Origin of the sequence: Staphylococcus sp. HMSC13A10, from assembly GCF_001808005.1 — a bacterium.
GTDB lineage: Bacteria > Bacillota > Bacilli > Staphylococcales > Staphylococcaceae > Staphylococcus > Staphylococcus pasteuri.
On record NZ_KV791859.1, the window covers coordinates 18,974 to 45,041 of the forward strand.

Annotated in this window: 27 protein-coding genes and 2 pseudogenes; 16 read left to right on the plus strand and 13 right to left on the minus strand. The window is 29.5% G+C overall.

Annotation, left to right across the window (positions count from 1 at the left end; all coding sequences use genetic code 11):
* Window positions 1-143: 143 nt before the first annotated feature.
* From HMPREF3125_RS07325 to HMPREF3125_RS07340, 4 genes are all read left to right on the plus strand, one after another.
* Entirely contained in the window at window positions 144-1,541 is a 1,398-nt protein-coding gene (locus HMPREF3125_RS07325; protein WP_070452834.1) for a YfcC family protein, read from the plus strand.
* Between the two features lie 155 nt (window positions 1,542-1,696).
* The gene (locus tag HMPREF3125_RS07330) at window positions 1,697-3,661 is read left to right on the plus strand and encodes a DUF1430 domain-containing protein (RefSeq protein WP_070452837.1); all 1,965 of its coding nucleotides are present in this window, start codon (window positions 1,697-1,699) and stop codon (window positions 3,659-3,661) included.
* Window positions 3,662-3,663: 2 nt separating this feature from the next.
* A complete protein-coding gene (locus tag HMPREF3125_RS07335) occupies window positions 3,664-3,984 on the plus strand; it encodes a YxeA family protein (RefSeq protein WP_070452840.1) in 321 nt (106 codons plus the stop codon).
* Entirely contained in the window at window positions 3,981-4,610 is a 630-nt protein-coding gene (locus tag HMPREF3125_RS07340; RefSeq protein ID WP_070452843.1) for a putative bacteriocin export ABC transporter, read from the plus strand. Before HMPREF3125_RS07335 ends, HMPREF3125_RS07340 begins: the two co-directional genes overlap by 4 nt.
* Before the next feature lie 126 nt (window positions 4,611-4,736).
* Here HMPREF3125_RS07340 and HMPREF3125_RS07345 read toward each other — a convergent pair whose 3' ends face one another.
* The 6 genes from HMPREF3125_RS07345 to HMPREF3125_RS07370 form a co-directional block, all read right to left on the minus strand.
* Complete coding sequence (locus tag HMPREF3125_RS07345; RefSeq protein WP_046467223.1) at window positions 4,737-5,660, minus strand: hypothetical protein; 924 nt, start codon at window positions 5,658-5,660, stop codon at window positions 4,737-4,739.
* 24 nt (window positions 5,661-5,684) lie between these two features.
* The gene (locus tag HMPREF3125_RS07350) at window positions 5,685-6,359 is read right to left on the minus strand and encodes an ABC transporter ATP-binding protein (RefSeq protein ID WP_017637615.1); all 675 of its coding nucleotides are present in this window, start codon (window positions 6,357-6,359) and stop codon (window positions 5,685-5,687) included.
* 15 nt (window positions 6,360-6,374) lie between these two features.
* Window positions 6,375-7,295: an ABC transporter permease gene (locus HMPREF3125_RS07355; RefSeq protein WP_017637614.1), complete on the minus strand. Its 921-nt coding sequence runs from the start codon at window positions 7,293-7,295 to the stop codon at window positions 6,375-6,377.
* On the minus strand, window positions 7,292-8,458 hold the full coding sequence (locus tag HMPREF3125_RS07360; protein ID WP_070452846.1) for an ABC transporter permease: 1,167 nt from the start codon (window positions 8,456-8,458) through the stop codon (window positions 7,292-7,294). The genes HMPREF3125_RS07355 and HMPREF3125_RS07360 overlap by 4 nt, the downstream gene beginning before the upstream one ends.
* Window positions 8,459-8,604: 146 nt before the next feature.
* Window positions 8,605-10,089: a DUF6583 family protein gene (locus tag HMPREF3125_RS07365; RefSeq protein WP_070452849.1), complete on the minus strand. Its 1,485-nt coding sequence runs from the start codon at window positions 10,087-10,089 to the stop codon at window positions 8,605-8,607.
* Window positions 10,090-10,191: 102 nt separating this feature from the next.
* Window positions 10,192-10,803: a DUF5067 domain-containing protein gene (locus tag HMPREF3125_RS07370; protein WP_070452852.1), complete on the minus strand. Its 612-nt coding sequence runs from the start codon at window positions 10,801-10,803 to the stop codon at window positions 10,192-10,194.
* 429 nt (window positions 10,804-11,232) lie between these two features.
* Between HMPREF3125_RS07370 and HMPREF3125_RS07375 the strand changes: the two genes are divergently transcribed.
* The 9 genes and pseudogenes from HMPREF3125_RS07375 (at window position 11,233) to HMPREF3125_RS07420 (ending at window position 18,075) form a co-directional block, all read left to right on the plus strand.
* Window positions 11,233-11,691 (plus strand): DUF1433 domain-containing protein, encoded by a 459-nt coding sequence (locus HMPREF3125_RS07375; RefSeq protein ID WP_070452854.1) that lies wholly within the window; start codon window positions 11,233-11,235, stop codon window positions 11,689-11,691.
* A gap of 308 nt (window positions 11,692-11,999) precedes the next feature.
* Entirely contained in the window at window positions 12,000-12,374 is a 375-nt protein-coding gene (locus tag HMPREF3125_RS07385; protein ID WP_070452858.1) for a cystatin-like fold lipoprotein, read from the plus strand.
* 18 nt (window positions 12,375-12,392) lie between these two features.
* Window positions 12,393-12,782, plus strand: coding sequence for a DUF4064 domain-containing protein (locus HMPREF3125_RS07390; RefSeq protein ID WP_046467214.1), 390 nt, complete (start codon window positions 12,393-12,395; stop codon window positions 12,780-12,782).
* Between the two features lies 1 nt (window position 12,783).
* Window positions 12,784-13,176: a DUF5084 family protein gene (locus HMPREF3125_RS07395; protein ID WP_046467213.1), complete on the plus strand. Its 393-nt coding sequence runs from the start codon at window positions 12,784-12,786 to the stop codon at window positions 13,174-13,176.
* 221 nt (window positions 13,177-13,397) lie between these two features.
* Window positions 13,398-14,060, plus strand: a complete 663-nt coding sequence (locus HMPREF3125_RS07400; protein ID WP_046467212.1) for a DUF5079 family protein — start codon at window positions 13,398-13,400, stop codon at window positions 14,058-14,060.
* A 54-nt stretch (window positions 14,061-14,114) separates the two neighbouring features.
* Window positions 14,115-14,746: pseudogene (locus tag HMPREF3125_RS07405) on the plus strand (DUF5079 family protein).
* 44 nt (window positions 14,747-14,790) lie between these two features.
* Window positions 14,791-15,405 carry a DUF5080 family protein gene (locus HMPREF3125_RS07410; RefSeq protein ID WP_070452861.1) on the plus strand — a complete coding sequence of 205 codons (615 nt, stop codon included), beginning with the start codon at window positions 14,791-14,793 and terminating at the stop codon, window positions 15,403-15,405.
* Between the two features lie 13 nt (window positions 15,406-15,418).
* Window positions 15,419-16,195, plus strand: coding sequence for a tandem-type lipoprotein (locus tag HMPREF3125_RS07415; RefSeq protein WP_070452864.1), 777 nt, complete (start codon window positions 15,419-15,421; stop codon window positions 16,193-16,195).
* A gap of 185 nt (window positions 16,196-16,380) precedes the next feature.
* Window positions 16,381-18,075 carry an ABC-ATPase domain-containing protein gene (locus HMPREF3125_RS07420; protein WP_070452867.1) on the plus strand — a complete coding sequence of 565 codons (1,695 nt, stop codon included), beginning with the start codon at window positions 16,381-16,383 and terminating at the stop codon, window positions 18,073-18,075.
* 72 nt (window positions 18,076-18,147) lie between these two features.
* On the opposite strand, the gene HMPREF3125_RS07425 is transcribed toward HMPREF3125_RS07420, so the two are convergent.
* The 4 genes from HMPREF3125_RS07425 to HMPREF3125_RS07440 all read right to left on the minus strand — a co-directional run bounded on the left by HMPREF3125_RS07425 (window position 18,148) and on the right by HMPREF3125_RS07440 (window position 21,024).
* Entirely contained in the window at window positions 18,148-18,507 is a 360-nt protein-coding gene (locus HMPREF3125_RS07425; protein WP_070452870.1) for a hypothetical protein, read from the minus strand.
* Between the two features lie 185 nt (window positions 18,508-18,692).
* Window positions 18,693-19,043 (minus strand): DUF4064 domain-containing protein, encoded by a 351-nt coding sequence (locus tag HMPREF3125_RS07430; protein ID WP_046467206.1) that lies wholly within the window; start codon window positions 19,041-19,043, stop codon window positions 18,693-18,695.
* Window positions 19,044-19,296: 253 nt separating this feature from the next.
* Window positions 19,297-19,959 (minus strand): ABC transporter ATP-binding protein, encoded by a 663-nt coding sequence (locus HMPREF3125_RS07435; RefSeq protein WP_070452873.1) that lies wholly within the window; start codon window positions 19,957-19,959, stop codon window positions 19,297-19,299.
* A gap of 15 nt (window positions 19,960-19,974) precedes the next feature.
* Window positions 19,975-21,024, minus strand: a complete 1,050-nt coding sequence (locus HMPREF3125_RS07440) for an ABC transporter permease (RefSeq protein ID WP_070452876.1) — start codon at window positions 21,022-21,024, stop codon at window positions 19,975-19,977.
* Between the two features lie 201 nt (window positions 21,025-21,225).
* Here HMPREF3125_RS07440 and HMPREF3125_RS07445 point away from each other — a divergent pair, with 201 nt between their 5' ends.
* Window positions 21,226-22,251 (plus strand): SDR family oxidoreductase, encoded by a 1,026-nt coding sequence (locus HMPREF3125_RS07445; RefSeq protein WP_070452879.1) that lies wholly within the window; start codon window positions 21,226-21,228, stop codon window positions 22,249-22,251.
* Window positions 22,252-22,602: 351 nt separating this feature from the next.
* Here the strand turns inward: HMPREF3125_RS07445 and HMPREF3125_RS13055 are convergent, their stop codons facing one another.
* The 3 genes and pseudogenes from HMPREF3125_RS13055 to HMPREF3125_RS07455 all read right to left on the minus strand — a co-directional run bounded on the left by HMPREF3125_RS13055 (window position 22,603) and on the right by HMPREF3125_RS07455 (window position 24,538).
* Window positions 22,603-22,803, minus strand: coding sequence for a hypothetical protein (locus tag HMPREF3125_RS13055; RefSeq protein ID WP_256278080.1), 201 nt, complete (start codon window positions 22,801-22,803; stop codon window positions 22,603-22,605).
* Window positions 22,804-22,808: 5 nt separating this feature from the next.
* Window positions 22,809-23,459 (minus strand): SDR family oxidoreductase, encoded by a 651-nt coding sequence (locus HMPREF3125_RS07450; RefSeq protein ID WP_256278081.1) that lies wholly within the window; start codon window positions 23,457-23,459, stop codon window positions 22,809-22,811.
* A gap of 71 nt (window positions 23,460-23,530) precedes the next feature.
* Window positions 23,531-24,538, minus strand: a pseudogene (locus tag HMPREF3125_RS07455) (HoxN/HupN/NixA family nickel/cobalt transporter).
* 238 nt (window positions 24,539-24,776) lie between these two features.
* On the opposite strand from HMPREF3125_RS07455, the gene HMPREF3125_RS07460 reads away from it, so the two are divergent.
* Together HMPREF3125_RS07460 and rarD are read left to right on the plus strand one after the other, a co-directional pair.
* Window positions 24,777-24,983 (plus strand): zinc ribbon domain-containing protein, encoded by a 207-nt coding sequence (locus HMPREF3125_RS07460; protein ID WP_017637304.1) that lies wholly within the window; start codon window positions 24,777-24,779, stop codon window positions 24,981-24,983.
* 154 nt (window positions 24,984-25,137) lie between these two features.
* Window positions 25,138-26,037 carry an EamA family transporter RarD gene (gene rarD / locus HMPREF3125_RS07465; RefSeq protein ID WP_070452882.1) on the plus strand — a complete coding sequence of 300 codons (900 nt, stop codon included), beginning with the start codon at window positions 25,138-25,140 and terminating at the stop codon, window positions 26,035-26,037.
* Window positions 26,038-26,068 lie beyond the last annotated feature (31 nt).

A 26,068-nucleotide genomic window follows, 5' to 3' on the forward strand; every position in this document is an offset into this window, starting at 1 on the left:
GGGATTTAGTAGCTCGATGTAGCTGCTAAATTCTTTTTTAATAAAATTATTGTTAATTTTCTGAAAATAGGGTATCGGTATAAAAATAAAACTTCAAAATAAATTGATTTTAAATGACGTGATTTAAAAAGGGGTTAAATCATATGACAAAAGAAAAACAAAGGAAGAAATTTAAATTTAAGACACCACATACGTACGCTTTATTACTGATGGTAATTATTTTTGCATGGATTATGACTTATATTATTCCAGCAGGAGAATATGCGCGAGAAAAGAAAGGGAGTCAAACAGTTGTAGTTTCGGGTTCATTCCACGGAGTAGCTAATCAACATCTGTCTTTCTTAGATATTTTTAGAGCTGTACCAGAGGGTCTCGTCAGTGGTGGAGAGATAGTATTTTACGTGTTTTTAGTTGGTGGTGCGTTCGGTATTGTGCATCAAACAGGTGCTTTTGAAAATGGTGTGAATAAAGCCATGCGTACACTAGGGAAGGCTAACTTCTTAATGATTCCGTTAACAATGACGGCTTTTTCTATTTTAGGATTTTCTATTGGTTTGTCAGAAGAAACAATCATCTTTGTACCGATTGGCGTCTTAATCGCACGTACCTTAGGTTATGATGCCTTGACTGGAGCAGCTGTCGTTATTTTAGGTGCTGGAAGCGGGTTTATGGGAGGTATGTTAAATCCATTTACCGTTGGGGTTGCGCAGAAAGTGGCCGAATTGCCGTTGTTTTCAGGTTGGGGTTTACGAACAATAATATACATATTTATATTATTTGCAGCAATTGCAACAGTGATGTTGTATGGTCATAAAGTTAAAAAGAATAATACTAAAAGTATTGTTTATGAATTAGAAAAGGAAGAAGGACAACTTAATAAAGAAATTGAATACCAGCATTTTAGTAAGAGACAAGCATTCAGTTTAGCGCTAATTTTAGGAAGCATTTTATTTAATGTATTCGGTATTTTCAAGTATGATTGGACATTCACACAAATGAGTGCCAACTTTTTACTTGCAGGTATCGTAGCCGGTTTAGTTGCTGGACTTGGATTTAATGGCACATTTGATGCACTAGTAAAAGGAATGCAAGATATTTTATATGGTGCTCTAGTTGTCGGAATCGCCAAAGGGATTGTTGTACTATTAGAGAATGGGAAAATCATTGATAGTATTGTACATGGTATGACAACACTATTAGCTGATGTTCCAGCTTCATTAGTTATCATGGTCATGTTCGTCTTACAATTTATACTTAATTTCTTTATACCGTCTGGATCAGGTCAAGCGCTAACAACAATGCCATTAATGATTCCGATTTCTGATTTATTACACATTAATCGTCAAATAACAGTACTCGCATTCCAATATGGTGATGCAATTAGTAATATTCTATTCCCAACATCTGCAACATTAATGGGTGCGTTAGCAGTAGCGCGTATTACATATACACAATGGCTAAAATTTGCATGGAAATTAATAATTATATGGGTCGTTATCTGTGCAGTTGCCATGTCCATCGCTTTAATGATAGGGTATTGATTTTTATATAACTTGAAAAAAACGAGTGGCTTACTTATGGGTAGGCCATTTTTTGTCGTAAAAAAATCGTTTATTATTATCAGAATATTCAGTATAATTAAATGGAGACAAATCATTAATGAAAATAGACATCGATACAGCATAAGAGGTACAACATGAAATGGTTTAAGATAATATTAGACATCACGGTATTACTATTAATAACAACACTTTTATTCTTATATACATATAAAGAAAATGAACAATTGTTACCTAGTAGTAAATATATAGTTGAAGTAACTGACTGGGATCATCAATATAATAAAAAAGAGATTTTTGATACAATCACAAAATTTGCTAAAAAAGAACATATTGCAATATATAAAGTGATTACTAATTATAAAAATAAGAAGATAAATAAAGATATATATGTCTTTAATCCAACTCAACAAACTTCGCTTAATTCCTTTAATACCAAACAAAAATACAACTATATTAATAATAAAGAACTTATTAAAAGAGAGGTAAAAGGGAACTACTTAATTACTGACAATCAGTTTAATGCTAAAGAATTAAAAGACACTTTGAAGGCTAAGGGTGTCAATATCAAAACGTATCAACTCAATAGAGTGATGATTGCGATGGGTATTATTGCTGAAATGAATCTAGTCATTCCATTAATCGCATTAGTAATCATTTATTTACTTTATTATATTTATGAAAAGAATATTCATTTCAAAGCCTACGCAGTAAAAACATTACATGGTTACACACTCCCGAAAATCATTTTTGAACAATTTCATATGAAATGTGCTTATTGGTTCAGCTTATATATTATTCAAATAGGAATAAGTGCCATTACGCTATGGTTATTAGGCTATAGTGGAAATTTAAAGTTATACATGATAAGGCTAAGTCTACTATCTAGTATTTTTATTATCATCATCAGTTTTATTAATTTATGGACTTACCTCATGTTATTAAATTTGAATATAGCTCATATGATTAAAGGAAAGCAGCATTTTAAAACGATTCGACTAATCAATACTAGTGCTAAAGGTTTTTTATTGGCGCTAATGGCTATAGTAATTATTCAAAATATGGCTATGATTACAGAGTTGAATAAAATAAAGGCATCGGAGAAATACTGGAAGTTATTAGATGATTATTACACAGTAGAATTTACGCCTTCAAATGGAAATGAAAGTACTCAAAATAAGAGAATGGTCCACTCACGTCAACTTATTATGGATAGTGAAAATCAAAATAACGTTATTCTAATTAAGGAAAATAATCATCAAAGTGCTAAGAATGATTACTCTCCATATGAGGGTAATGTGATTTTTGTGAATCAGCAATTTCGGGGTTTATACAATAAATATTATCCAACTGGTTTGACTATGAATAATAATAAAGATGTTCTAGAAGTTATACTGCCTAATAAATATAAGGACAAATTTAAACAAGTTAATAAAGAATACCAAGAATGGTTTAATACTTTGAAAGATAAGCATAACAAAGATGGAAAACTCAATATTAATTTAACTAATAAAGATGATTATCACATCTTCTCCTTTAATAACCGTTCGATAGGTGACTTGAGTCTCGTACCTTCACCAATTATCGTCAATGTGCAGTCTACAGATTTATGGGATGATTTTTACTATGCCATGCTCAGTCAAGGTGGTTATTTATTTAAAGACTACGATGCTTTAGTTAAAAATATTGAAAAATATAATCTGGAAAATGATGTCAGTGGCATTACTAACTACAAAGACAGCATTATGCAAGAATATCGTGATAACAATATCAAATTAGTAATTTATATTGTCTCTGAAATCATTATAGCGATTGTTACCGTGATTATTATTTTATTTGATGTGAAATATTATTTTGACCAAAATAAAAAGCTCATTTTAATTAAGAAAATTCATGGATACACGGCGTTACGTTCAAATTATAAGTATTTAATGATGAGCAACTTATTTCTTATCTTTGTCGGTCTAGTTACATATTACTACTTTGCTTCATCTCAATTATTGTCGATTTTCTCTTTCATGATTGTCTTACAATTATTATTACAACTATTTACCTTACGTCATTTTGAACAGAAATCACAACAAGTCATCAAGGAGTTATAACTATGAAATACATCATTACATTACTTATTATTCTTATCTCAGCTACTCTCATCGTATTCACTTTTGTACATCATCCAATTATTGACCGTGTTAATCCATTACTTAAAATGGAAGATGACTATGCTAAAGTACCGAAAGATACGCAGTACTATGAAAATATTTCCGTATTCAACAAAGATGGCAAAAAATTGGATTATAAACTTACATTTAATGGATTTGATCCTGATAGAGAATATGTGAAAGTCATGCATAAAGGACAATACGTAAGAAAAATCACATATGTTAAAGAAGCGAATGTTCCAAAAGAGGTTAAATCTCAATGACAATACAATTGAATCATCTATCAATTCACAAAGATAACTATCATATATTTGAAGATATTAACTTAACATTCGAATATGGAAAATCATACGCTTTAATCGGAACAAGTGGATGTGGTAAATCAACATTGTTAAACACCATTGCCGGCATTGAAAAAGTCGATAAAGAACAAATAGTATTTGATGGCCAAATACAAAAGTTTAATGCGAAATTTTATAGAGAACAATTGGGTTATTTATTTCAAAATTATGGTTTAGTAGAGAACTTATCTATTGATGAAAATTTAGACATCGGACTTGCTTATAAAAAGTTATCCAAAAGAGAAAAAGAAGCATTAAAGTCGAAGTATTTAAGTCAATTTGGTCTGACCGAAAATAAAAAGAGAAAGGTTCATACTTTGAGTGGTGGTGAACAACAACGGGTCGCATTAATAAGGTTAATGTTGAAAGAGCCAACGATTATATTAGCTGATGAACCTACAGGAGCCTTAGATCCTGAAACTGGACAGTTGATTATACAATTATTACTCAACTTAGTAGATGAACATAATATATTGATTATGGCCACACACGATATGAATATTGCAGCCCAATGCGATGAAGTGATCGATTTAACAAAGTTAGCATAATTTGAAAACAGTAAAATTAATAATTAGAAAAGAAAATCCTCAACTTGAAAAACAAGTCCCTCAGAACTAGCAGATTACTCTAGTTACAAGGGATTATGTTAAAACAAGTTGAGGATATTTTTATTTTTATAATGCTTCTTTGAGTGCCTCTTTCATAGCAACATAAGCATAGTTACCAAAGTCTGCTTGTGCACTTTCAAACGGAGCGCCATTAACACTCACTACTTCATGATTTTTATCTTTATCATATTTAACAGGTGAGAAATTAAAATAAGCTAAATAGTTAGAAGCGGATTTTTCGTCTTTGTCCTTTTCACCTTTAACTAATACTGACACATTAGTAACTGGAAGTGCTTCATATTTCATTTCAGCTACACTATATGGTATAGGTTTTGATTGGTTAAGTTTTAATAATTGCTTTAGATTTTTAACTTTAGTGAAATCTTTATTTTCTACAGCATCGCTGAAACTTACATGGTATAGACCTGGTTCAACAGAAGCATAAACAAGTTTACCTTCTTTATATTTAGTCATGATTTCAGTATAATATTCCGGGTAATTTGTGTTGCCAACTTTTTTGCCAGATCCAGTGACATACCAATAATTAACTTGCTTAATACCATCTTCGCCAGCATCCATTTTTTGACGTTTTACATCTTTTTTATCTTTGAAAAATGCATCAACATCACTTAATGAAGAACCCTTAGATTCTTTAGTATATTTATAATCAGCAAGCTTTACTTTATCCATTAATTTCTTATAATCTTTCCAACCTTGCATTCCTTTTTTATTAGTGAAAGTTTTATCTGTCATAATTGGATCTAGTTTATTAAGCATAGAGATTGGTTTTTGTTTACTATATTTTTTCTTAGCTTCTTCATACGCTTCACTATTGTCATCGTATTCTTTAAAACGTTCACTTTTACTTTTAGCTTTAGATTCTGATTTTTTCTCCTCATTTTTATGTGAATCTTTATCATTATTACTATTGCTACAACCTGCTAAACATAATACTAAGGCTAAAATAAATACACTAATTAATTTTTTCATAATAAGTTCTCCTTTAACTATGTTTTAAGTTAATGCATTATTATATTTTTCATAGTGCCAATGTTTATCTTCAAGCATTTCTTGATAAAACGGGTTTTGTCCAATAAGTTTAATTTCATCTGCTAAAACTTCTACTTCGTCTAAATGATGTGTAGTCATGATAATTAAACAATGTGATTTTAATTGCTCTAATAGGCGGTGTATATCATATCTTGACTCAAGATCAATTCCAACGGTTGGTTCATCAAGTATTAAAATATGAGGATTACTGAGCAATCCAATTAAAATATTAATTTTACGTTTATTACCACCTGATAAATTGGAAACTTTAACTTTAGTTTCTTTAAAATTTAACTGTGATAAATAATCTTGTATTGTCTCTTCTGATACAGGATTATTACACAGTGACTTGAAAAAGTTAATATTTTCATTAACTGTCATATGTTCAAAAAGTGCGATATCTTGTGGAACATAACCGACCATATCTCTAATATGACGTTTAGTTAGTGTTTGGTTAAAATATTGTATGGAACCAGAATCTACCTTTTCAATACCAGCAATTAAACGTAATAAAGTTGATTTCCCAGCACCATTTTCTCCTAATAAAATAGTAATTTGATTATCTTGAATTTGCATATTGAGTTTATCGAAAATATGTTTATTTCTATAACTTTTACTTACGTCATTAATGTTTATCATCTAGTTCACACTCCTTTACAATTGAATCCATAGATAAATGACACTCATAACAATGGCATAGACAATAGCCATAAATATACGATGACTCAGTACATTAATTTTAAATAGTAATAAAGCAATGCCTAATTCGTAAATAACTAATATGATTAATGATTTTAAATAAAAGAATATGCTTAATGGTTGATGAATAACTAAGCTAATGCCAATGAGTATAATTATTAAAATAAAAACATGTGTAACGACATACGTACTATAAAGTTTAAGTTGACTATGATTAGTTAGGAAAAGTCGCTGTAATGGTGCGTTTTGTTTGAGACGCTGATGTAATAAAATTTGAATGGCACTAACCATGATGACACATGCAAATACAACACCAATGGAGATAGATTGATTTGCGTTTTGAGTTATAGAATGCGTTGTTAATTGTGATTTAGGTGTATCTTTATAATATTGATTTTGGATATCTGAGTGAGATTTTGTTTGATTCATATCGTCTAAGTGTTCTTGAATGATATATGGTATCTGTTGTTCATATAAAGAACGACTCACAATTTCGACAGCTATACTACCAATAAAATCATCTCGTCCATACAAAGGGATTGAGGATTTTAAATTATTGTTTTTTAGTTTACTATTGAAATCTTTGGGGATTTGCAGACTTACCATAACTTCTTTTTTCTTAACCAAGTCATCAATATAAAAATCGTCTTTAGATAAATATTGAATTTCTACGTATGGACTTGAATCCATTTGATGAATCAGTTGTTTAGATGCTTTACTGTGACTCATATCTTGGACTGCAATTGGAATTTTAAACGTTTGACTTGCAGATTTGTGAGCGATCCATAATGCACCTAATGCCAGCATAATCGTCAAAATAAATATAAAATAAGCGAACCATTGCTTTTTAATAACGAGTTGGATATACGGTTTCATCGACGATACCTCCAAGCAAGTATGATTAGCAATGCTAAAATTAATACAATTAAACTAAAATAGAACGCTGGATGTGAATCTAAAATATAGTTGTTTAAAGTAATTTCTAGCATTTGATTCGTTACTAAACTAAACGGTTGGCTAATTAAAACATCATTCAATATATGTTGGAAGAAAATAGTAGGAATAGTAATCCCTGAAAATCCAATAATGAGTATGCTTAGACTAACTTTTAGGAGTAAATTCAACCAAGATTTTGATACTAAATCAATAATGATGAGACATAAGACCAAAATCGTGACCAAATATACTAATTGGATGGCTACCGTAGGCCAATTATATGTTCTGAAAGCACTATGCAAAGCAGATTGAATCCAAACAAAACCTATTGCTGACCACAACAAGGTATAAAACCAAGAGATGAATCCACGTACAAGTGTTAACTTTTCAAAAGAAAAATGAAACATTTGTAAACGTTCTTTAAGTGCTGATTCTTGATTCATTTTCAAAACGGTGAAAAGTGATAAACAAAGAACAAATATGGAAAATAGATAGCCAGTAACAACATAATAACTTCCAGTGTCATAAATATGGATAGATTCATAATCAAAGGAACCAGTACGATTAAGTCCGGTAAACAACATGTCTGTCATAGTCATTAATGTATCTTGGTCTGATGGTTTGTCAGCAAGATGTGAAAAACTTAGTATTCCTCCCATAGATAGCATTAGACGGTCATATACTGAATGGGTGAGTTGATTTATCACTACACTTTTAGTGGATTGTTTGTCATATGTATAAACTGAAATAGGAAGCCTACCATTTTTATAAAAAGCTTTTGTCATACCCTTATCAAAGACAAAATAACCTTGTAATTTTTGTTGTTTTAATAATTGATGTGCTTCATTTTCATTATATTTTTTCAATGATACATTCTTTCCTAAATTGCTACCTTTACCAACAGACCCTAAAATAAGTTGTGTTTCTTTGGATTGGTCTTTATCTACAATGCCAATAGTAAAATTAGATTCATTTTTATTAATATGTTGAATAGTAGTTAAAGTGACAATGAGTGCAATTATGATTAATAGTAAATACACAAATAAGTACCACTTTTTTAATAAAAAAGAGTTGTAAATATGAAACAACTTTAATGAATTCAAATAACCACTCCTAATAATAATATAAAGAGGGTAGGACAGCTGTCCCGCCCCTTATGCTTGCTGATTTGTCCTTGAATATTTACATGGATAGGGGGCGATTAGCCAACATATTTAAAAATTCATTAAATACACAAAAATAATTGAAATTAGTCATCCAATTTTTTCTCTACTTTTTTAAATGTATCCTTTCCTTTTTTCTCCATTTCTTTACTTAATTTTTCTTTGTCTTTTTTAGATAATGCGTTGAAGTCTTTTGCACCGTCAGTATTGAAATTAATTTTTTCTTTAAGTTTAGTATTGGCATTAATAATAATATTAATTGGTTCGCCATCTAGCTTGAATTCAACATTTAACTTTTGCTTTTGTTGGTTATTCTTCGCGTCTGTGTCTAAGTTGTTTTCATAGTCGATATCATAATTATCTGTACCATCATCAATAGTTAATGTACCAGCGTCTTTACGTTTTGAGTCATTTTGAGTCTCTTTGTTATCGATATCGAGTGAATAGCGGTCATAATCGATGCTACTAGTTAATGTATATTGATCTTTGTACTTATCATCTTTCTTTTTAGAAGAGCCTTTAATTTCAAATGAATTATCATTTCCTGTTACTTTATAATTCACTTTTAGGTTATCATCAATTTTATTTGTACCTTTGATGTTCATCTTTTTATCATCGGAATCAATAATTGTGATATCACGTTTGAGAATTTGATGTTTTTCCTGATAGATAGTTGATTTAATTTTAGGGAAATCTTTATCTTGTGCGTCTTTAGCATCTTTCAAAGCATCTTTAATTGATTTGTTGTATTCTTTTTCATTCATATTTGAAAGTCTCAATAACTCTTTATCATCTTTTGCTTTTTTCAAAACTGCTACTGTTATGTTCTTAGCTTTTTCTCTACTAATTGATAAAGTAACTGGTTTGATTTTCTTAGTTTCCCCATCAATTTTCACTTTTTCTTTATCACCTTTTTTGAAATCATCATCATCTAATTTATCAGTGATTAAATCAGTATACCGTTTTGTTACTTTATCGATATCGTCTTGACGAGTATGTAGAACACCAAGTTGATTATTCAAATTGAAGTTTACATTTGAATAACCTTGTTCTTTCAGTTTAGAAGCGTCTGTTCCTTGTATTTCAGCTAAAGTATCAATGATTTCATTATTTTTAACACTATAAACACCTTTGAAGAAAGGTGATTCATAATATTGATTTTTATCATCTGCACTAGCTTGAAACTTACCAATTTCTTCATCAACTAGAGTAGGTGCTATATTGACGATACTCTTTTTACTTTCTGGATCGTGTCCGACAGTACCTTTAATTTTTGAACCATCGACTACGGATTTGGGCAAACCTAAGTCTTCTATGTAATCTTTAGGTGCATCTGCAGTAACTTCAAATTTAGATAAGAAAGAATTATCATTATATTTTTCTTGGAATTTCATTTCATTTTTGAAACGATCATTAATATATGAATCTAAGTTCTTAGCGGTTTTCTTTTCGCTTAATAAATATGAATTTTTTGGTGTATTCGTAATAAAAGCATAAACACCCCAAGCAATTCCTAGTACTAGTAATAGTCCAATTACTATGGGTAAAATGATTTTTAATTTTTTCGACATTGTATATCCTCCCAAAATGTACGTTATCCCAATTAAAAATAGCTATATTTAGCAAAAGTGACCAAATAATTGCGAGCAATTTATTCAGTCACTTTACTGGTATTATTTTAACTTGATTTCTTTTTTAGCAAGGTTATCATTGCTGTAGTCATCTGGATCTTTAACTTGTAATGTCACAGGTGTTTTTGTATCTTTTAATTTATAGAACTTAACAGCTTTAACTTTACCGCCTTTATTAATTTCATCAGTACCGTTTTCACCGTATTTTCTATCTAATTCGCTATCGTAAGCGTCCCCAGTTTTTAATTCTCTCTTAACATCTTTAGAATCTTGATATGCTTCAAAACTCATATCAAATGCTGATGATGCTGTTACATCTTCTTTGTCAGTTTTCTTTTTAACACCATAAACAATAGCAATATTTGGTTTATCATCGTCTGCATATTTGCTTGCATCGACAATTTGAGTGTCTAAAATTTCAACATCAAAGTTTTTACTTGATAATTTATCATCTTTGAAAGAAGAATCTGATTTCTTTTTATCATCTGAAGAAGAATCAACTTTTACAGAATCTGTGTCTCCTGAATCCTTTTTACTTTCTGATGATTTGTTAGAAGAATTGTTACTTGATGAATCTTTAGAAGAATCATCCTTATCACCACATGCGGCTAATACTAATACTGACGCAAATAGTAACGCTAGTAATTTTTTCATAATTAAACCTCCCAATATTATAAAATAAATAGTATGTAATGAAAATATTCACTTATTAATATTAAATGAATAATAAAATAACGAATATTTATGGTAATTAGTATATCATTTAATTGTTACTAAAGTAATACTTTATTTTAAAAATATTTACGTTAAAATATATTGATAGACTGAATGAATAAAACTAAAATAATTATTTATATTTTAAAATATAATGATTTTTATTTTAAATTTAAATACAGTGTATCTAATAGGATTAAATTCAATTTTGGTTAATGGAATTGAGTCATTGCTTATAAAATTTATAGAATGAAAGGATCGTTCATTAAGTGAATCATTTAATGAGATTAATGATTTTAGTTGTTAGCTAGAATGGTTTGAAAATTTTGGGAATATCTAATTATGAGGTATTACGTCAGGGGGATAAATATGAAAAGGTTCGTATTAATACTGAGAATATTTGCTGTTTTGGTTCTCGTTGAAATTATCATTTTTATAGGCGCATTATGTACTCATTTATATTTCCAACATCAATATATCCAGAAAGAAGGAAAACGGATTGAATTGTTTTTAAAATATAATTTTAAAAATATTAATAGCACAACAGTATATAAGAGTAATAGTGATTCCCCGCTAGGAAGTTACAATATTATCGTCCGTATTAATGGAGATAAAAATAAAGAATTAAGCTATGATGCTGAATGTGGTAACTATAATCCAAAATTTAATGGAGAAGATTATATTTTAAACGGTAATCTAAAAAAGCAGAAAGCAAATAGAAAGATAAAATCTGTAAAAGAGATATTAAAAGAAAGAAATGCCAATTCTGTGAATGATGCCTTAAGAAAAATACAATCGGAAGGTGAACAACATGAAGAGAATAACTAAGCGCAAGACATTAATGCTTATTGCTATTCTATCAACAATAATGAGCAGTTTCGTAATACTGATAACTGTATGTAGTATGTTGATTGTTTTTGTTTGGGGATTATTTCCATATTGGACGCCTATTGCATCAGCAATTGTTGTCTTGGGCAGTTTTATATTATCTTTTTCATTAAAATATATTAAACATAAATATCTAAAGTTTTTCATTTCAGTACATATAATAGCGAGTTTTCTATTGTTTTTTGTAAATATAATTTCAATTTGCCTAGTACAATTAATTTAAAAATATGATTTTTAAGGAGAAGATAATGAAAAAAATTATTTTAGGTGTTTTAGTTATATTGATAAGTATATTGAATAGTGGTTGTAGTGATAATCAAGAGGAAAACAAATATCAAAGTAAAATAAATAAAATTATGGAAATTCAGCAAGAAACTCATAAAGAAATGGTTAAAAAGGATGATGAATTTATACCAGAATTTGATAAAGATAAAGTGAATTCCTATGTATATGATGATGGAAAACTTATTATAATAGGCTATAAAGCATTCAAAAATAGTGGTAATCTGTTTTTTGTACCTTATGTATTTAAAGATGACAAAATATATTATAAAGAGCACTTCGATGCAAAAACATATGTTAAAGATCATAAGCCTGACTATAAAAATATCAAAGTAAAATAAATTTAAAGGAGTAGAAAAATGGAAAAATTAATCAAAGTGACATCTTTAATTGGGGTAATAATACAAAGCTTTTTAACTTTATTATTTTTATTGTTTTTAATACTTTCAGCAACAGGTGTGATGCATCCGGAATTAACTACAACAGTGAATGGTGAACAGACTGTTCAAAGTCCAGAAACTGCTCAAGCAACATTTGTTACTATATTTGCTATTTTCTTTGTTATTTCTTCAGTTTCGGATTTATTAGGTATTATTGCTATGAAAAAGATATTTGTGAACAATAAAGTGAGCGGGGTTTTACATATTATTGGAGCAATTATCAGTGCTAATTTATTAACTTTTATTGCTTGGTTAATAAGTGGAATTTCAATATTAAGCTATAAAAAATCAAATAAAGAAGTGTATTAGTATGAAATATGCATGGTGGGTACTTTTAACAATTGCAGGCATATTGAGTTTAACTAGTGTCTATGGATTTATTTTGTGTGTTGGTAGTTTTGGAATGTTAGCATTAAATCTTATGTGGTTATTTGTTTATACACCTCATAAAAACACAAAAGCACTTGAATCTATATCTAAACCAACAATATATTTATCAATTATTGGAACATATGTCGTATTTATATTTATGACTATTCTATTTTATTTTGTAATGAACGATGTGTTTAAAAATATTGGGGTTCAATTGTATGGACAAAACTTTGGTATTTTTGGTTTAACACTATTCATATTTGCTATTATCTTGTTCTCTATAGGAACTGGGATAGTTTTTAAAATACAAAGAAGCAGATTAAATCAATAAACTTGAATTTGTAAAATATTGAGACAAAATTATATTATTTTCTTTGAATTTTGAGACTAAACAACTAAATATTGTTTACTCTCAATTTTTATAAATATAATAAAATTAATGAGAATTACAATTATTAAATAATTGATTTGAAAAGAGTTGAAATAGTATATTTCAAATTTAAATAAGTAAGTGGCAAATAAAAGAATTTATTCTTTAGAGGAGAAGGTAAGATGGAAGAAAGTCTAAAACAATTACGTAAACCTACTATTCAGGTAATGAATTTTATTTCATTATTAATGATTTTATTATCAACAACACAATATTTTTATAGTTTGACTATGGAAACTACCCCAATATACTTAATTATTACGACTTTAATTGAAATAATAGTCATACTATTAGGGCTTTTACAGTTATTTGAAAAAAATACTGCTAATCCTTTAAAGAAAGCAAAAAGATATTTAATAGTAGGGATTTTGACTAGTTATTTTACGTACTTATCATTTTATAATCTTTATTTTTTTATGGCTGAAGAAAATAAATATGATTTAACTAGATTTTGGATTGTTGGTTTTGTTTTTCTTTTTATATGCAGTTGTGCACATATATGTAGTCTTTTGTTAATGGGCAATACTCCTCATTGGTTCAAAGGCGATAAAACAATGTGGATTATAATATTAAAAATAATAGCATGTACTTTTTATGTTCAAAAGATTATAGAATACATAATGATTCCTAATGTTGCAGAATCACATTTTTTAATCATATTAAGTATGTTTATGATTTTTGTTAGTAATTTACTAGTGAGTCAATACTATTTATTATATGGAAGAGTGTTAACCGATGTTAATAAAATAAGTAAAGATAAAAAAAGAGATAAACACGATAATTAATGGCTCAGGCTTATTAATAATGCCAAATATAGTTGAAATGGAGTTAAATTAAAATTGGAAGAATCATTAAAACAGTTGAGAAAGCCATCTATACAAGTAATGAACGTGTTATCAATATTGTTTATATTAGCGTCAGCTATTCAATATCATTATGATCTTACATTTGAAAATACCCCTAAATATTTATTGATTACGACAGCAATTGGGCTTGTAATCAATATATTAGGATTATTACAAATGTTCGAAAGTAAAATAACTAATCCTACAAAACAAGCAAGAAGATATTTAATAGTTAATATTTTAACTTGCTATTTTACTTATATAACAGTTTATAATTTATATTTTTTTGTAGCAGCTGAACATCATTATTATTTAGATAAGTATTGGTATGTTGGGTTCATTACTTTATTTGTATGCAGTACACTCCATATTCTAAGTCTAATTTTGATGAGCTTTTATCCAAATTGGTTAAAAGTAGATAAGGTTATAGTCATTCTAACACTAAGGTTATTGCATCATTAATATACGTTCAAAAAATCATTGAATATATAATAGTTCCTAATATTGCTGATTCTCATTTTGTATTTATTGTATCTATTATCTTGATTTTTACTTGTAACTTTTTAGTTTCTCAATACTATTTATTATATGGAAGAGTATATACTGCAGTTAATAATTCTAATTAAATCTATTGGCTGATATTTTATCAAATGGAGGAAGATTAAACTCGATGGATATTTTACTTGTTATCATTGTATTTGGCTTGTTTTATTTAGTGCATTTTACATCTGTAATGCATTCAGGCGGACTTAAAGTATTGCCAACAATGACCTATATTATAGCTCTTATTTTATATTTAATTCCTGTGATTCTTATAAAAGAAGAAAGTGCAAACCAGTTTGAAAACTTGATGCTTATATTAAATATAGGTGTGTTGTTGTATGGAATTATGGGAGTAAGGGGATTATGGTCTAGACCCTTAAAAATTAAAATTCAAGAGTTAACTAAGTCCTCAGATAAAATGATTACACAACAGAAATATGACAAAATTGAAAGTATGAAAATTAATTTAGAAATAGCTAAATATAAAGGAATAATATCATTAGTGATGTCATTTATCTTTATGATAACGATGTCTATTAAAGCTTCATCACAATATAAAGAAGATTTTGCATTTGACAACATTATCATACTCTTTATTTTTATCGCAATATTTGTTATTTACATAATTATAGATATTATTTTAAGAATAATAAAAGGACGATGGAGACTCATATCTATAAGACCATTACTGATGTCGATTTGGTCATTTATTTTCATAATGATATTACTAATACAAAGATAAGATAGGTGAAGATATGAATATATCGAAAAAATGGTTGTTAGTTATTATCATACCTTTAGCAATTGTACTCATTATAGTTGGGATTTATTATTCATGGAAACTCAAAAAAGAAAATGAAATCAAAGATAGTTTTGCAAAAACATTAAAGATGTATCCAATCAAAAATTTAGAAGACCTATATGACAAAGAAGGATATCGAGATGAAGAGTTTGATAAAGATGATAAAGGTGAGTGGATAATACAATCAACAATGAATGTTGAAAAGGATGGTGGTGAATTAGTATCAGAAGGCATGGTTATTTACATGAATAGAAATACTAAAGAAACCCAAGGATCATACAATATTGAAAAAGTTTATGATGATAAAAATGGGAGACTTAAACAGAAGGAGATTAAAGTCCCAATTAAATTAAAAAATAATAAAATTATTATTAATAAGGAAATCCAAGATAAAAAATTGAAAAACAAAATTGAACATTTTAAATTTTTCGCTCAATATGCAAACTTTAAAGATTTAAAGAAATATAAAAATGGTAATATTGAATATAATCCAGAGGTTCCTAGTTATTCAGCAAAGTACCAACTATCAAATAGCGATTTTAATGTGAAAAAAATTAGAGAAATATATAAAGTACCAACAAAAAAAGCACCTAAATTTACAATGAAAGGTACAGGGGAATTAAGCGGAGATTCTATAGGAGATCAGTCAATAGAATATACTTTTGAAGAAGGTAAGAAAAATAATATATATTTTACAGATTCTATTGAATATCAACCAACGAAAAATTAAACAAACCACTCGAATAGCGTCCGATTCCTTTACTATAAACAAAGGTGTTGGGTGCTATTTTTGTATATTCCACTATTTAATATTATGCTAAAAATGGCTTTTTGTATGGTGATTGAACGTTTAATTGAAAATGCTTAACGGGTAATGTTTACAGATGGATGTCATGTTCTTAAGGAGAATAATTAATGAAACAAGCACAAGAATTAAAAAAGATGTTAACACAATTAGATGGACAAAAATATGGTGCTTATAAACGTACAAAAGGGATGTATCAATTTGATGACTTTCGATTAGCCATCGACCATGTCCAAGTAGATCCTTTTGCATCGCCCTCAAAAATGAGACTAATTATAGATAGAAAAGTAGTTGGCATACCCGCTGACTTTTTAGATACAAAAGATAAACGTATTGCAGTTGCTGACTTTTTAACAAGAAATGTAGCTCGAAAATTAAAAAGCATATTATCAAAAGCAAAAGGACAACATAAAATCTTTATCGATCGTTGTGGTCTAGAGATGCTTCAACGCACATCTGTAGTTATTAATGATGATGTCATAGAGGTACGTCTAGAGGTGGGTCTTCCTGCTGCAGGTCGCAAAATTTTAGGGAAAGCTGCAGCATCAACAATAACTCAAGTGTTACCACAAGTAGTTAATCAAGCGCTCAAATACCAACATATGGATCAACAAGCTTTAAAACGTCAAATTGAATTGAAACTGAATCAAACGTATATTAGAGAACAACTAGATCAACAAAACTTAATCGCATTTGTCGCTAATGGTTCCATATTACCTAGGAAAAGTGGCGTATCTGATTGGCCGATGCCTCAAGCAATTGAGTTTTCAAGCCCAAAATCATGTGAAATAACAATGGAAGTACCATATGGTAAGCCTGTTGTAGGTATGGGAATTCCAAAAGGTATTACATTAATCGTTGGTGGTGGCTACCATGGTAAGTCTACCTTATTACAAGCACTCGAACGAGGTGTTTATGATCATATCAATGGCGATGGTCGTGAGTATGTAATTACAAATAATAGTGCGATGAAAATACGTGCAGAAGACGGTAGAAGTGTAGAAAAAGTGAATATTCAACCATTTATTGATCACTTACCAGGTAAAAAAGATACAAGTCAATTCTCAACTGATAATGCAAGTGGTAGTACGTCACAGGCGACCAATGTGATGGAAGCATTAGAAGCACGTACTAAAGTATTATTAATTGATGAAGATACATCGGCAACGAATTTTATGATTCGCGATGGCCGTATGCAGAAGTTAATTGCACCTGAGAAAGAACCGATTACCCCATTTTCAAATCGAGTGAAACCTCTGTATGATGATTATGATGTTTCGACTATTTTAATCGTAGGTGGTTCTGGTGATTACTTTGAAGTCGCTGATCAAGTATTAATGATGGATGAATATGTGCTAAAAGATGTGACTAAAGAAGCTAAAGAAATTGCACAAACAGCAGGATATGAACGTGAAGATACTTCTCATAAGACATTTGGTGAAATTCCGTCTCGTATCCCTCTTAAAAATAGTTTTAATAAAAAGGGAAAAGATAGTCGACTTAAAGCTAAAGGACAACATGCAGTCATGTATGGAAAAGAAACGATTGATATTAATGGCTTAGAACAATTAGTAGATGATAGTCAGACTAACACACTCGCGATGATGATCGATTATATCCAACAACACGAGTTAGGTAACGACAAGACAATCAATGATATCGTTGATGATGTATATCAACTTATTGAACATAAGGGACTAGAAACAATATCACATCATCAAGGCCATCCAGGTAATTTAGCATTACCTCGTAAACAAGAACTTATAGGGACATTAAACCGTTATCGTGGGTTGAATGTGAAGTAATAACAACATGCGCATGTATCAGAGTGTACGTTATGTACCATGATAGCATGCGCATTGTTTATGTAATATCGATTATCTTTTGAATGGTTTATTTTCATTGTATTCTTCTTCTGTCATGAGCGTACTTTTTCTTTGAATGCCATAATCTTCTATATAAAATCGTTTACCAAGTTTTAAATAAGGCACAACCATAGCTCTGAATTTTACTCTTTTATAAAGAAGTGAAAAACCAATTTTAAAATACTTTTGACGTTCGAAAAGCCATAAATGATCTATTGAAATGCCATTAATTTGAACATCTTTGAGTAAAATTCGTACATTTCGTTTATATGGTAAATCACGATCTAATTTATTTTTATATCCAATATATTCAAGCCTACCAGTAACAACTACTGATTTATTCCGAAAAGGTTTCAATTCATCTCTTCTCACATGACCACCCCTTACTATATCACTTATTATAAAAATAATATCACAAAATTATTGATTTTATTTATAAAATGAGTTGTGGAGAGGCGGTTATATCAAAAAATAAAAATTTCTCCTCAATGATATTGATGACAAATGACATTAAATAAAAATAACCTTCATCCAATACTGAATGAAGGTTAAAAATATTACTTTCTTATTAATGCTAAAATACCAGCAACTAAAATTAAAATACCTGATAAGATACCAAAGAAGCTGATGAAAACAAAATTTAAAATTCCACCAATAATTAAAAGAACACCCATTAATACTCTTTTCTTATTGATGATACAGCTTAAGATTAATGTAATGATACAAGTGAGTATGACAGCTACGCCTAAACCATAAACTTGACCACTATCAGATGCTTCAAATTCATTGCCAATACTACCAACCATTATTGCAAATAGTCCACCAAGCATACCAAAAATACTTCCCATAATACCCAATACCATTTCGGCTACTCGATTTGTTTGTCTTTCAAATTGATAATTATTCATTAATTCACCTCATTTTATGTATACTATTAATATATCCTATATAAAAAATAAAATAAATAGTTTTGTTACAACTATTTTTATTAAAATCAAAAATTCTTTACGAAACAAATTAATAAACAAAAAGAAGTTGTTCTCACTTTAAAGACGAGAACAACTTCTTTAATGATGGGTGATAATGTAACTACAAAAATAAAAAAAGTATTAAATCATTAACTAACTCTAACTATTACGTTATAAAAAATGTGATTTTAAATCATTGCTCTTTTAACACGCCGTCTTTCATATGATAAACTTTATCGCAAAATTGTGTGAGACGTTCGTCGTGTGTAACGATGATACATGTTTTGTTTCGTTGTTTTGTTTGGTTTTCTAATATTTTCATGACGGCCATAGCGTTATCTGTATCGAGTGAAGCGGTTGGCTCATCAGCTAAAATGAGTGATGGGTCTGTAAATATCGCTTTAGCTATAGCAACACGTTGTTTTTGTCCACCTGATATTTCGCTCGGCAATTGATTTTCTATTTCAACTAATCCCAATTGTTCCAACAATGTTTGGTATTCTTCTTTATTAAGTGTGTCTCTTTTATATTTTTTTAATAACTGAAATTGTTGTTTAACTGTTAAAAAAGGTACTAAATTAGTCGATTGTAAAATAAATCCAATTTCTTTAATTCTGATTCGTGCCAAAGCTTTTTGGTTTAATTTAGTAATATTGTTATCGTTAATCCATATCTCACCAGATGTTGGTGTTTGTAACGCGCCAGCCATAGTTAAAAATGTACTCTTACCAGAACCAGATGGCCCAACAATTGCGATTAATTCACCTTGGTTAAATTTCAAATCAGTCGGTTTAACTGCTTCAATAATATGATTACCATCTTTGAAGGACTTTGTAACGCCTTTGAACTCTAACATAGCACACACTCCTTTCTATCCAATTGCTTTTAGTGGGTCGATTTTTCTAATAGATAATACTGAAAATAGACTTCCTAATAATGAAATAATGATAAGTACTAAGCCAAAAATTAATAACGTACCCATATTAAATTGTATAGGAACAGCATCTGGTAAAATAGTACTCGTTAATAGTGTGAGTACGAGTCCAATTGCAGTACCAATGAGTGATAATATAAATGTTTGAGCAAGCACCATCTTTGCCAAATATCCATTCGTAAACCCTTGTGCTTTTAATACGCCAAATAACTGCGTTTTTTGAAGCGTCATAACATATAAAAAGACGCCAATCACAGTTGCTGAAATCACAAATAAGAAAGAAATCATAAAATTAAGTGTCATATTTTGAGCTTTATAACCCGGTAGATTTTCAATAAATTGATCAATTGAAACCCCTTCAAGTTCACTATCTAACTTATGATTTTTCCAATTTTTATCTTTAACTACAACGGCATTTGTTTGATTTTTAGATAAAGCTGGATTAATCTTTTCTATAGTTTTGTTGTTGGAAAAAATAACAGGAGATGCATTATATTTCGCACTTTCTGAGACACCAACAACTTTTAATTTTTCATCTGATTGGGATAATGACAATGTATCACCAATTTTAAAACCTTTATCTTTAAGCGTTTGATCTATGATTACCTCATTTGTTTTATTAACTTTATTACCATCAACTAATTTGGGTATTAAAAATGAATCTGAAGTGACACCAAAGAGTAAAGCATTTTCTTCTTTATTATCATTTGAAACAATAACACCTTGTTGTTTTAAAGGTGTTGCTTCATTAAATTCATTACTTATTTTAGAACGATCAAATACTGATTGTTCAACAGTTTGATTAGCATCTTTGTTCAAAATAATGGCATTTGCATGCCACTTTTCAATGCCTTCTGTATTCATCTTAATTAAACCGTTAGCTAAGCCAGATAGTAAAAATAATAAATAACTTATGAGTACTAGAATTCCGATAATTAAGCTGAATTTGAGTTTATTTCTTTTAATTTCATTCCAAGCTAAGAACATACATACTTAACCTCCTTTTAAACATTAGTTCCATCACCTTTATTTCTTAAAGATACCATTTTTTGGTATGAAGTATAAGTTTAGATGATGAGAAAAAATAAAAATATTGATATTTAGGTATTTAACATATAATTAGTTAGTTGATAGATTTTTAAACTGTTATAATAAAATCTCAATTGGATAACCTGAGGAGGTTAAATTATGAATGATAAAGTATTAGTAACAGGCGGTACTGGATTTTTAGGTATGCGTATCATTTCTGAATTATTAAAAGACGGCTATGAAGTACGTACAACTGTACGTAAATTAGATAAAAAACAACAAGTAATCAAAACATTGCAAAATAACCATATCAATACTGATAAATTAGAATTTGTTGAAGCAGATCTTTCTAAAGATGAACATTGGAATGAAGTAATGCGCGGATGTAAATATGTATTAAGTGTGGCTTCTCCAGTATTTTTCGAAATTCCTGAAGATGAAAGTGAAGTCATTCGACCAGCGATAGAAGGTATTCAACGTATCTTAAGAGCAGCTGAAAAAGAAAATGTTAAAAAAGTAGTTATGACATCTAACTTTGGTGCAGTAGGATTCAGTAATAAAGATAAATCAACTATTACAACTGAAAAAAATTGGACAAATCAAGATGAACCAGGTCTTTCTGCTTATGAAAAATCAAAACTATTAGCTGAAAAAGCAGCTTGGGATTTTGTTAATAATAAAGACAACCAAATTGAATTTGCGACGATTAATCCAGTTGCTGTGTTAGGAAAATCTATGGATTCTCATGTATCTGGTAGCTTTGATATGATTAAAAACATTATGAATGGATCAATGAAACGTGTGCCAAATGTACCTTTAAATGTAGTTGATGTCAGAGACGTAGCTCGTTTACACGTTCTAGCAATGAAATCAGACGATGCTAATGGTAAACGATTTATTGCTTCTGCAGATGGTCAAATTACCTTAGCAGAAATAGCTAAATTAGTGAAAAATAAACGTCCTGAACTTTCAGAAAAGGTATCAACTAAAACGTTACCTAACTTTGCAATTAATATTGGTGCTTATTTCAATAAAGAAGCCAAAGAGGGTAAATTACTATTAAATATGAATAGAAATATAAGTAATGAACAAGCTAAATCTATTCTTGGTTGGCGTCCGATTGGTTCACAAGAAGATGCAGTACTAGAAGCTGTAGATAGCATGGCAAAATATAACTTATTTTAATTAAGACGAAGAAAAAGAGTAACCGAAAGATAAAGTTCTTAGACAAGTGAAAAAAGATAATTTCTATTGAAGTAATATAGAAATTATCCTTTTCATTATTTTTTAGTATTTTAATATAAAATTATGTACAAATACGTAGTATTTATGGCAAGACTCCTGAGGGAACAGTACTAGTTGAAGACCTTAGAAATTCTCACAGATTTATCTGTGTAGTATTTCTGGCTGAAACTGTACCCTAGGAAGGCGTAGCCATACAATACGAAGTATTGGATATAAAGAAAGCACTAAGATGATTAAAATAAATTATCTTAGTGCTATTATTTTGGATATATGTCCTAGCCTCTCTATTTTTTATTTCCCAAGTAATTTAACAACACGTTGTTGTTGTTCTTTACCATCTGGATCGGCTTTTGTTTTTAATTGAGTAAATGTTTCTGACCATTCAGAAGTACGTGTACGAATTGGTGGCTCATTCATTTCTAATGTTTTAAGGATAACTTCTGCAACCTCTTCAGATGTCTGAGAAGATCCTGTTCCATAATTTTCCTTCAAACCACCTAAATATTTATCAAGAATTGGTTTGTTTCGTCGTCTTTAAGACCACCCGTAGACTGAAGTTGTGACATCACATTATTCGTGAACTCTGATTGAATGCCACCAGGTTCAATAACGGTAAACTTAATATTAAATTTAGGTTGAACATAACTCGCCATAGATTCAGTGTATCCTTCTACACCGAACTTCGTTGCACAGTATATTTCATTAAACGGTTGCCCAACTAAACCACCTACAGAAGAAATGTTAATAATACGACCATCTCTTTGACTTCTCATAGTAGGTAATACTGCTTTAGTCATACGAATAACACCCATTAAATTTAAATTCACTTGCCACATAATTTCTTCATCAGTAGCGAGTTCTGTTGTTTTGACAAAACCTGCACCTGCATTATTTACAAGAATATCAATGCGACCTTCAGTTTCAACAATATCATTCACAACTCGATTAATATTGTCTACATTAGTGACATCTAAATGTTTAGTATATATATCTAAGTTTAATTCTTGTGCTTTGTTAATTAAATCCTCTTGCTTTTCAAGATTACGCATTGTTGCATATACTTTATAACCATTTTTAGCTAATAAAATAGATGTTTCAAATCCTAATCCAGTTGATGCGCCAGTAATTAATGCTACTTTTTGATTCATGAATAAATACCCCAAGTTTCTATTTTTTAATTGAACTTAGTTTACTTTGTTATTGATAGAATCGCAAAGATTTAAGACCAACGTTGTTCAACTTTACCAAATTTCCAAATCAATGTAGAAATTAACCATGTGATTAAGAATAATGCGACTAAAATATAGCCTAAATAATCAAATTGTATAGATTCAATAAATGACCAGAAGCCTCCAGATAATTTAAATTTGTCAGCCATTATTTGTAATAATTCGATTAAACCAATGATTAAGGCAGCAATTACTGAAATAGTCGTAATCGTAATATTGTAATAAATTTTACGAATAGGATTGAAAAATGCCCAATTATACGCTGATTACATAACGACACCGTCTAATGTGTCTAATAAACTCATTCCTGCTGCAAATAAAATCGGTAATGACAAAATACCAATAAATGAAATAGCTTGTTGAGAAGCACCTGATGATAGAGCAAGTAATGCAATCTCACTAGCAGTATCAAAGCCTAAACCAAATAAAAATCCTAATGGTAATACATGCCAACTTCGACTAATGACTTTAAAATAAGGACCAACAAATCTTGTAATAAATCCTCGAGATTCTAATAAATCATTGATTTCTTCGTCATTAACTCCTTTTTGTTTTCGCAATTTCATAAACAGTTGAACTAAAGACACTAGAATTATAAGGTTTAATACGCCAATTAAAACTAGGAAAAATCCTGATACTAAAGTACCAATTGTGCCACCAATCTCTTGGAAATGTGGTAGCTCGCTTTTAGCCCATTTTACGGAAATACCTAGTAAAACTGCCATTAAAAATACAACAGTTGAATGTCCAATTGAGAAGTAAAATCCAACACCTACTGAATCACGTTTCTGTTGAATTAACTTTCTAACTGTATTATCAATTGCTGCAATGTGATCAGCATCAAATGCATGACGCAAACCTAATGTATATGCCAATATTCCCATGCCAAATAAAATATGGTGGTCTTTACCAGCAAACCACAAAAAGCTAAACCCAATGATATGAAGTGCAATAACAATACTTATGTATGGCAACCAACTTAATGATTGTCGATTCATGAATTTCAAAATAATACCCTCTTTCCAATAAATATGCTAATTAATCATACTCTGATTCTTGATAACCGAAAAGAAAAATTAATTCGTATAACAAAACTGTTATGGAGAAAATACATATAATTTATTAATTTTTTAAATATCGTGCATATTAAATGATATATATGACTATACGTTTAGCTAACTATTGAGTTAGGTATTGTAATATTGATAAACATTTTAAATAAAGGAGAGATGAGAAATGGCTGAACAAAATGGTTGTGTTAAATGTGGTCATACTGAAGTAGAAGAAGGGACACTCTCTGCGACAGGCTCAGGTCTATCTAAAGTATTTGATTTACAGCATAATAATTTTAAAACGATTACTTGTAAAAACTGTGGTTACACTGAATTTTATAAAGACACTAAAAATAATAAAATGGATATCGTTGATTTATTCTTTGGTTAAATTTAAAGTACAGGGTAAATTTAATATGATATTTGAGTAGCGTGTATGATATTCATACACGCTGCTTTTTAATATAAACAAACTATTGTTTTTTCTAGGTGATTATTAGTAGACTGATATTATTACTATTTAAAAGAGTGAAGGGAGGACTTTGATGAGTAACGAATATAAAAAAGGGATATTTTTCGCGTTAGGCGCATATGTATTATGGGGAATTTTACCGATTTATTGGGAATTGATTGATCAAATCGGTGCGTTTGAAATTTTAGCTTTTAGAATTATCTTTTCTGCAATATTCATGGTTTTAATTTTGATTGTAGGAAAGCATCAAAGACAGTCCTTTATGAGAGATGTGAATCAGTTAGTATCACATCCGATACAACTTTTAGCAATTATTGTTGCTGGCTATGTTATTACAGTTAACTGGGGTACATTTATATGGGCAGTTACAAACGGCCACGTATTACAGTCTAGTTTAGGCTATTACATTAATCCGTTAGTGAGTATTTTATTAGCATTGATTTTCTTAAAAGAGAGATTCAATAAATTTGAATGGCTAGCCATTTTATTCGCATTTATCGGCGTACTTTATATGACATTGAAAGTTGGAGAATTTCCAGTTGTTTCACTCATGTTAGCATTCTCATTTGGTATTTATGGACTACTTAAAAAGGTTGTTCATATCGATGCGATTAGTAGTATTGCGGTAGAGTGTATTGTTACTGCACCTGCAGGACTAATTTATGTAGGTTATTTATGGCAACAACATCAATTAACGTTTGGTATGAATATGTCTTCATTCTGGTTACTGTTTTCAGGTGCCATTACAGCAATCCCTTTAATTTTATTTTCTGCGGGAGCTAAACGTATCCCATTATCTTTAACAGGATTTATACAATATGTTGGACCAACGATTATGTTTGTTCTAGGCATATTCTTGTTTAATGAACCATTTGATGTTCATCAACTCATTACATTTGTCTTTATATGGATAGGTATTATTTTATATAGTATCTCTCAATATTTAAAAATGAAAAGAAGACCAATTACTTAATAAAAAAGTCATCACCTTAACACTATTTCGA

Bases quoted from the DNA above. Each gene is read 5' to 3' on its own strand.
- HMPREF3125_RS07325 (WP_070452834.1), top strand. From the start codon at position 144: ATGACAAAAGAAAAACAAAGGAAGAAATTTAAATTTAAGACACCACAT.
- HMPREF3125_RS07330 (WP_070452837.1), top strand. From the start codon at position 1,697: ATGAAATGGTTTAAGATAATATTAGACATCACGGTATTACTATTAATA.
- HMPREF3125_RS07335 (WP_070452840.1), top strand. From the start codon at position 3,664: ATGAAATACATCATTACATTACTTATTATTCTTATCTCAGCTACTCTC.
- HMPREF3125_RS07340 (WP_070452843.1), top strand. From the start codon at position 3,981: ATGACAATACAATTGAATCATCTATCAATTCACAAAGATAACTATCAT.
- HMPREF3125_RS07345 (WP_046467223.1), bottom strand. From the start codon at position 5,660: ATGAAAAAATTAATTAGTGTATTTATTTTAGCCTTAGTATTATGTTTA.
- HMPREF3125_RS07350 (WP_017637615.1), bottom strand. From the start codon at position 6,359: ATGATAAACATTAATGACGTAAGTAAAAGTTATAGAAATAAACATATT.
- HMPREF3125_RS07355 (WP_017637614.1), bottom strand. From the start codon at position 7,295: ATGAAACCGTATATCCAACTCGTTATTAAAAAGCAATGGTTCGCTTAT.
- HMPREF3125_RS07365 (WP_070452849.1), bottom strand. From the start codon at position 10,089: ATGTCGAAAAAATTAAAAATCATTTTACCCATAGTAATTGGACTATTA.
- HMPREF3125_RS07370 (WP_070452852.1), bottom strand. From the start codon at position 10,803: ATGAAAAAATTACTAGCGTTACTATTTGCGTCAGTATTAGTATTAGCC.
- HMPREF3125_RS07375 (WP_070452854.1), top strand. From the start codon at position 11,233: ATGAAAAGGTTCGTATTAATACTGAGAATATTTGCTGTTTTGGTTCTC.
- HMPREF3125_RS07385 (WP_070452858.1), top strand. From the start codon at position 12,000: ATGAAAAAAATTATTTTAGGTGTTTTAGTTATATTGATAAGTATATTG.
- HMPREF3125_RS07390 (WP_046467214.1), top strand. From the start codon at position 12,393: ATGGAAAAATTAATCAAAGTGACATCTTTAATTGGGGTAATAATACAA.
- HMPREF3125_RS07395 (WP_046467213.1), top strand. From the start codon at position 12,784: ATGAAATATGCATGGTGGGTACTTTTAACAATTGCAGGCATATTGAGT.
- HMPREF3125_RS07400 (WP_046467212.1), top strand. From the start codon at position 13,398: ATGGAAGAAAGTCTAAAACAATTACGTAAACCTACTATTCAGGTAATG.
- HMPREF3125_RS07410 (WP_070452861.1), top strand. From the start codon at position 14,791: ATGGATATTTTACTTGTTATCATTGTATTTGGCTTGTTTTATTTAGTG.
- HMPREF3125_RS07415 (WP_070452864.1), top strand. From the start codon at position 15,419: ATGAATATATCGAAAAAATGGTTGTTAGTTATTATCATACCTTTAGCA.
- HMPREF3125_RS07420 (WP_070452867.1), top strand. From the start codon at position 16,381: ATGAAACAAGCACAAGAATTAAAAAAGATGTTAACACAATTAGATGGA.
- HMPREF3125_RS07430 (WP_046467206.1), bottom strand. From the start codon at position 19,043: ATGAATAATTATCAATTTGAAAGACAAACAAATCGAGTAGCCGAAATG.
- HMPREF3125_RS07435 (WP_070452873.1), bottom strand. From the start codon at position 19,959: ATGTTAGAGTTCAAAGGCGTTACAAAGTCCTTCAAAGATGGTAATCAT.
- HMPREF3125_RS07440 (WP_070452876.1), bottom strand. From the start codon at position 21,024: ATGTTCTTAGCTTGGAATGAAATTAAAAGAAATAAACTCAAATTCAGC.
- HMPREF3125_RS07445 (WP_070452879.1), top strand. From the start codon at position 21,226: ATGAATGATAAAGTATTAGTAACAGGCGGTACTGGATTTTTAGGTATG.
- HMPREF3125_RS07450 (WP_256278081.1), bottom strand. From the start codon at position 23,459: ATGAATCAAAAAGTAGCATTAATTACTGGCGCATCAACTGGATTAGGA.
- HMPREF3125_RS07460 (WP_017637304.1), top strand. From the start codon at position 24,777: ATGGCTGAACAAAATGGTTGTGTTAAATGTGGTCATACTGAAGTAGAA.
- rarD (WP_070452882.1), top strand. From the start codon at position 25,138: ATGAGTAACGAATATAAAAAAGGGATATTTTTCGCGTTAGGCGCATAT.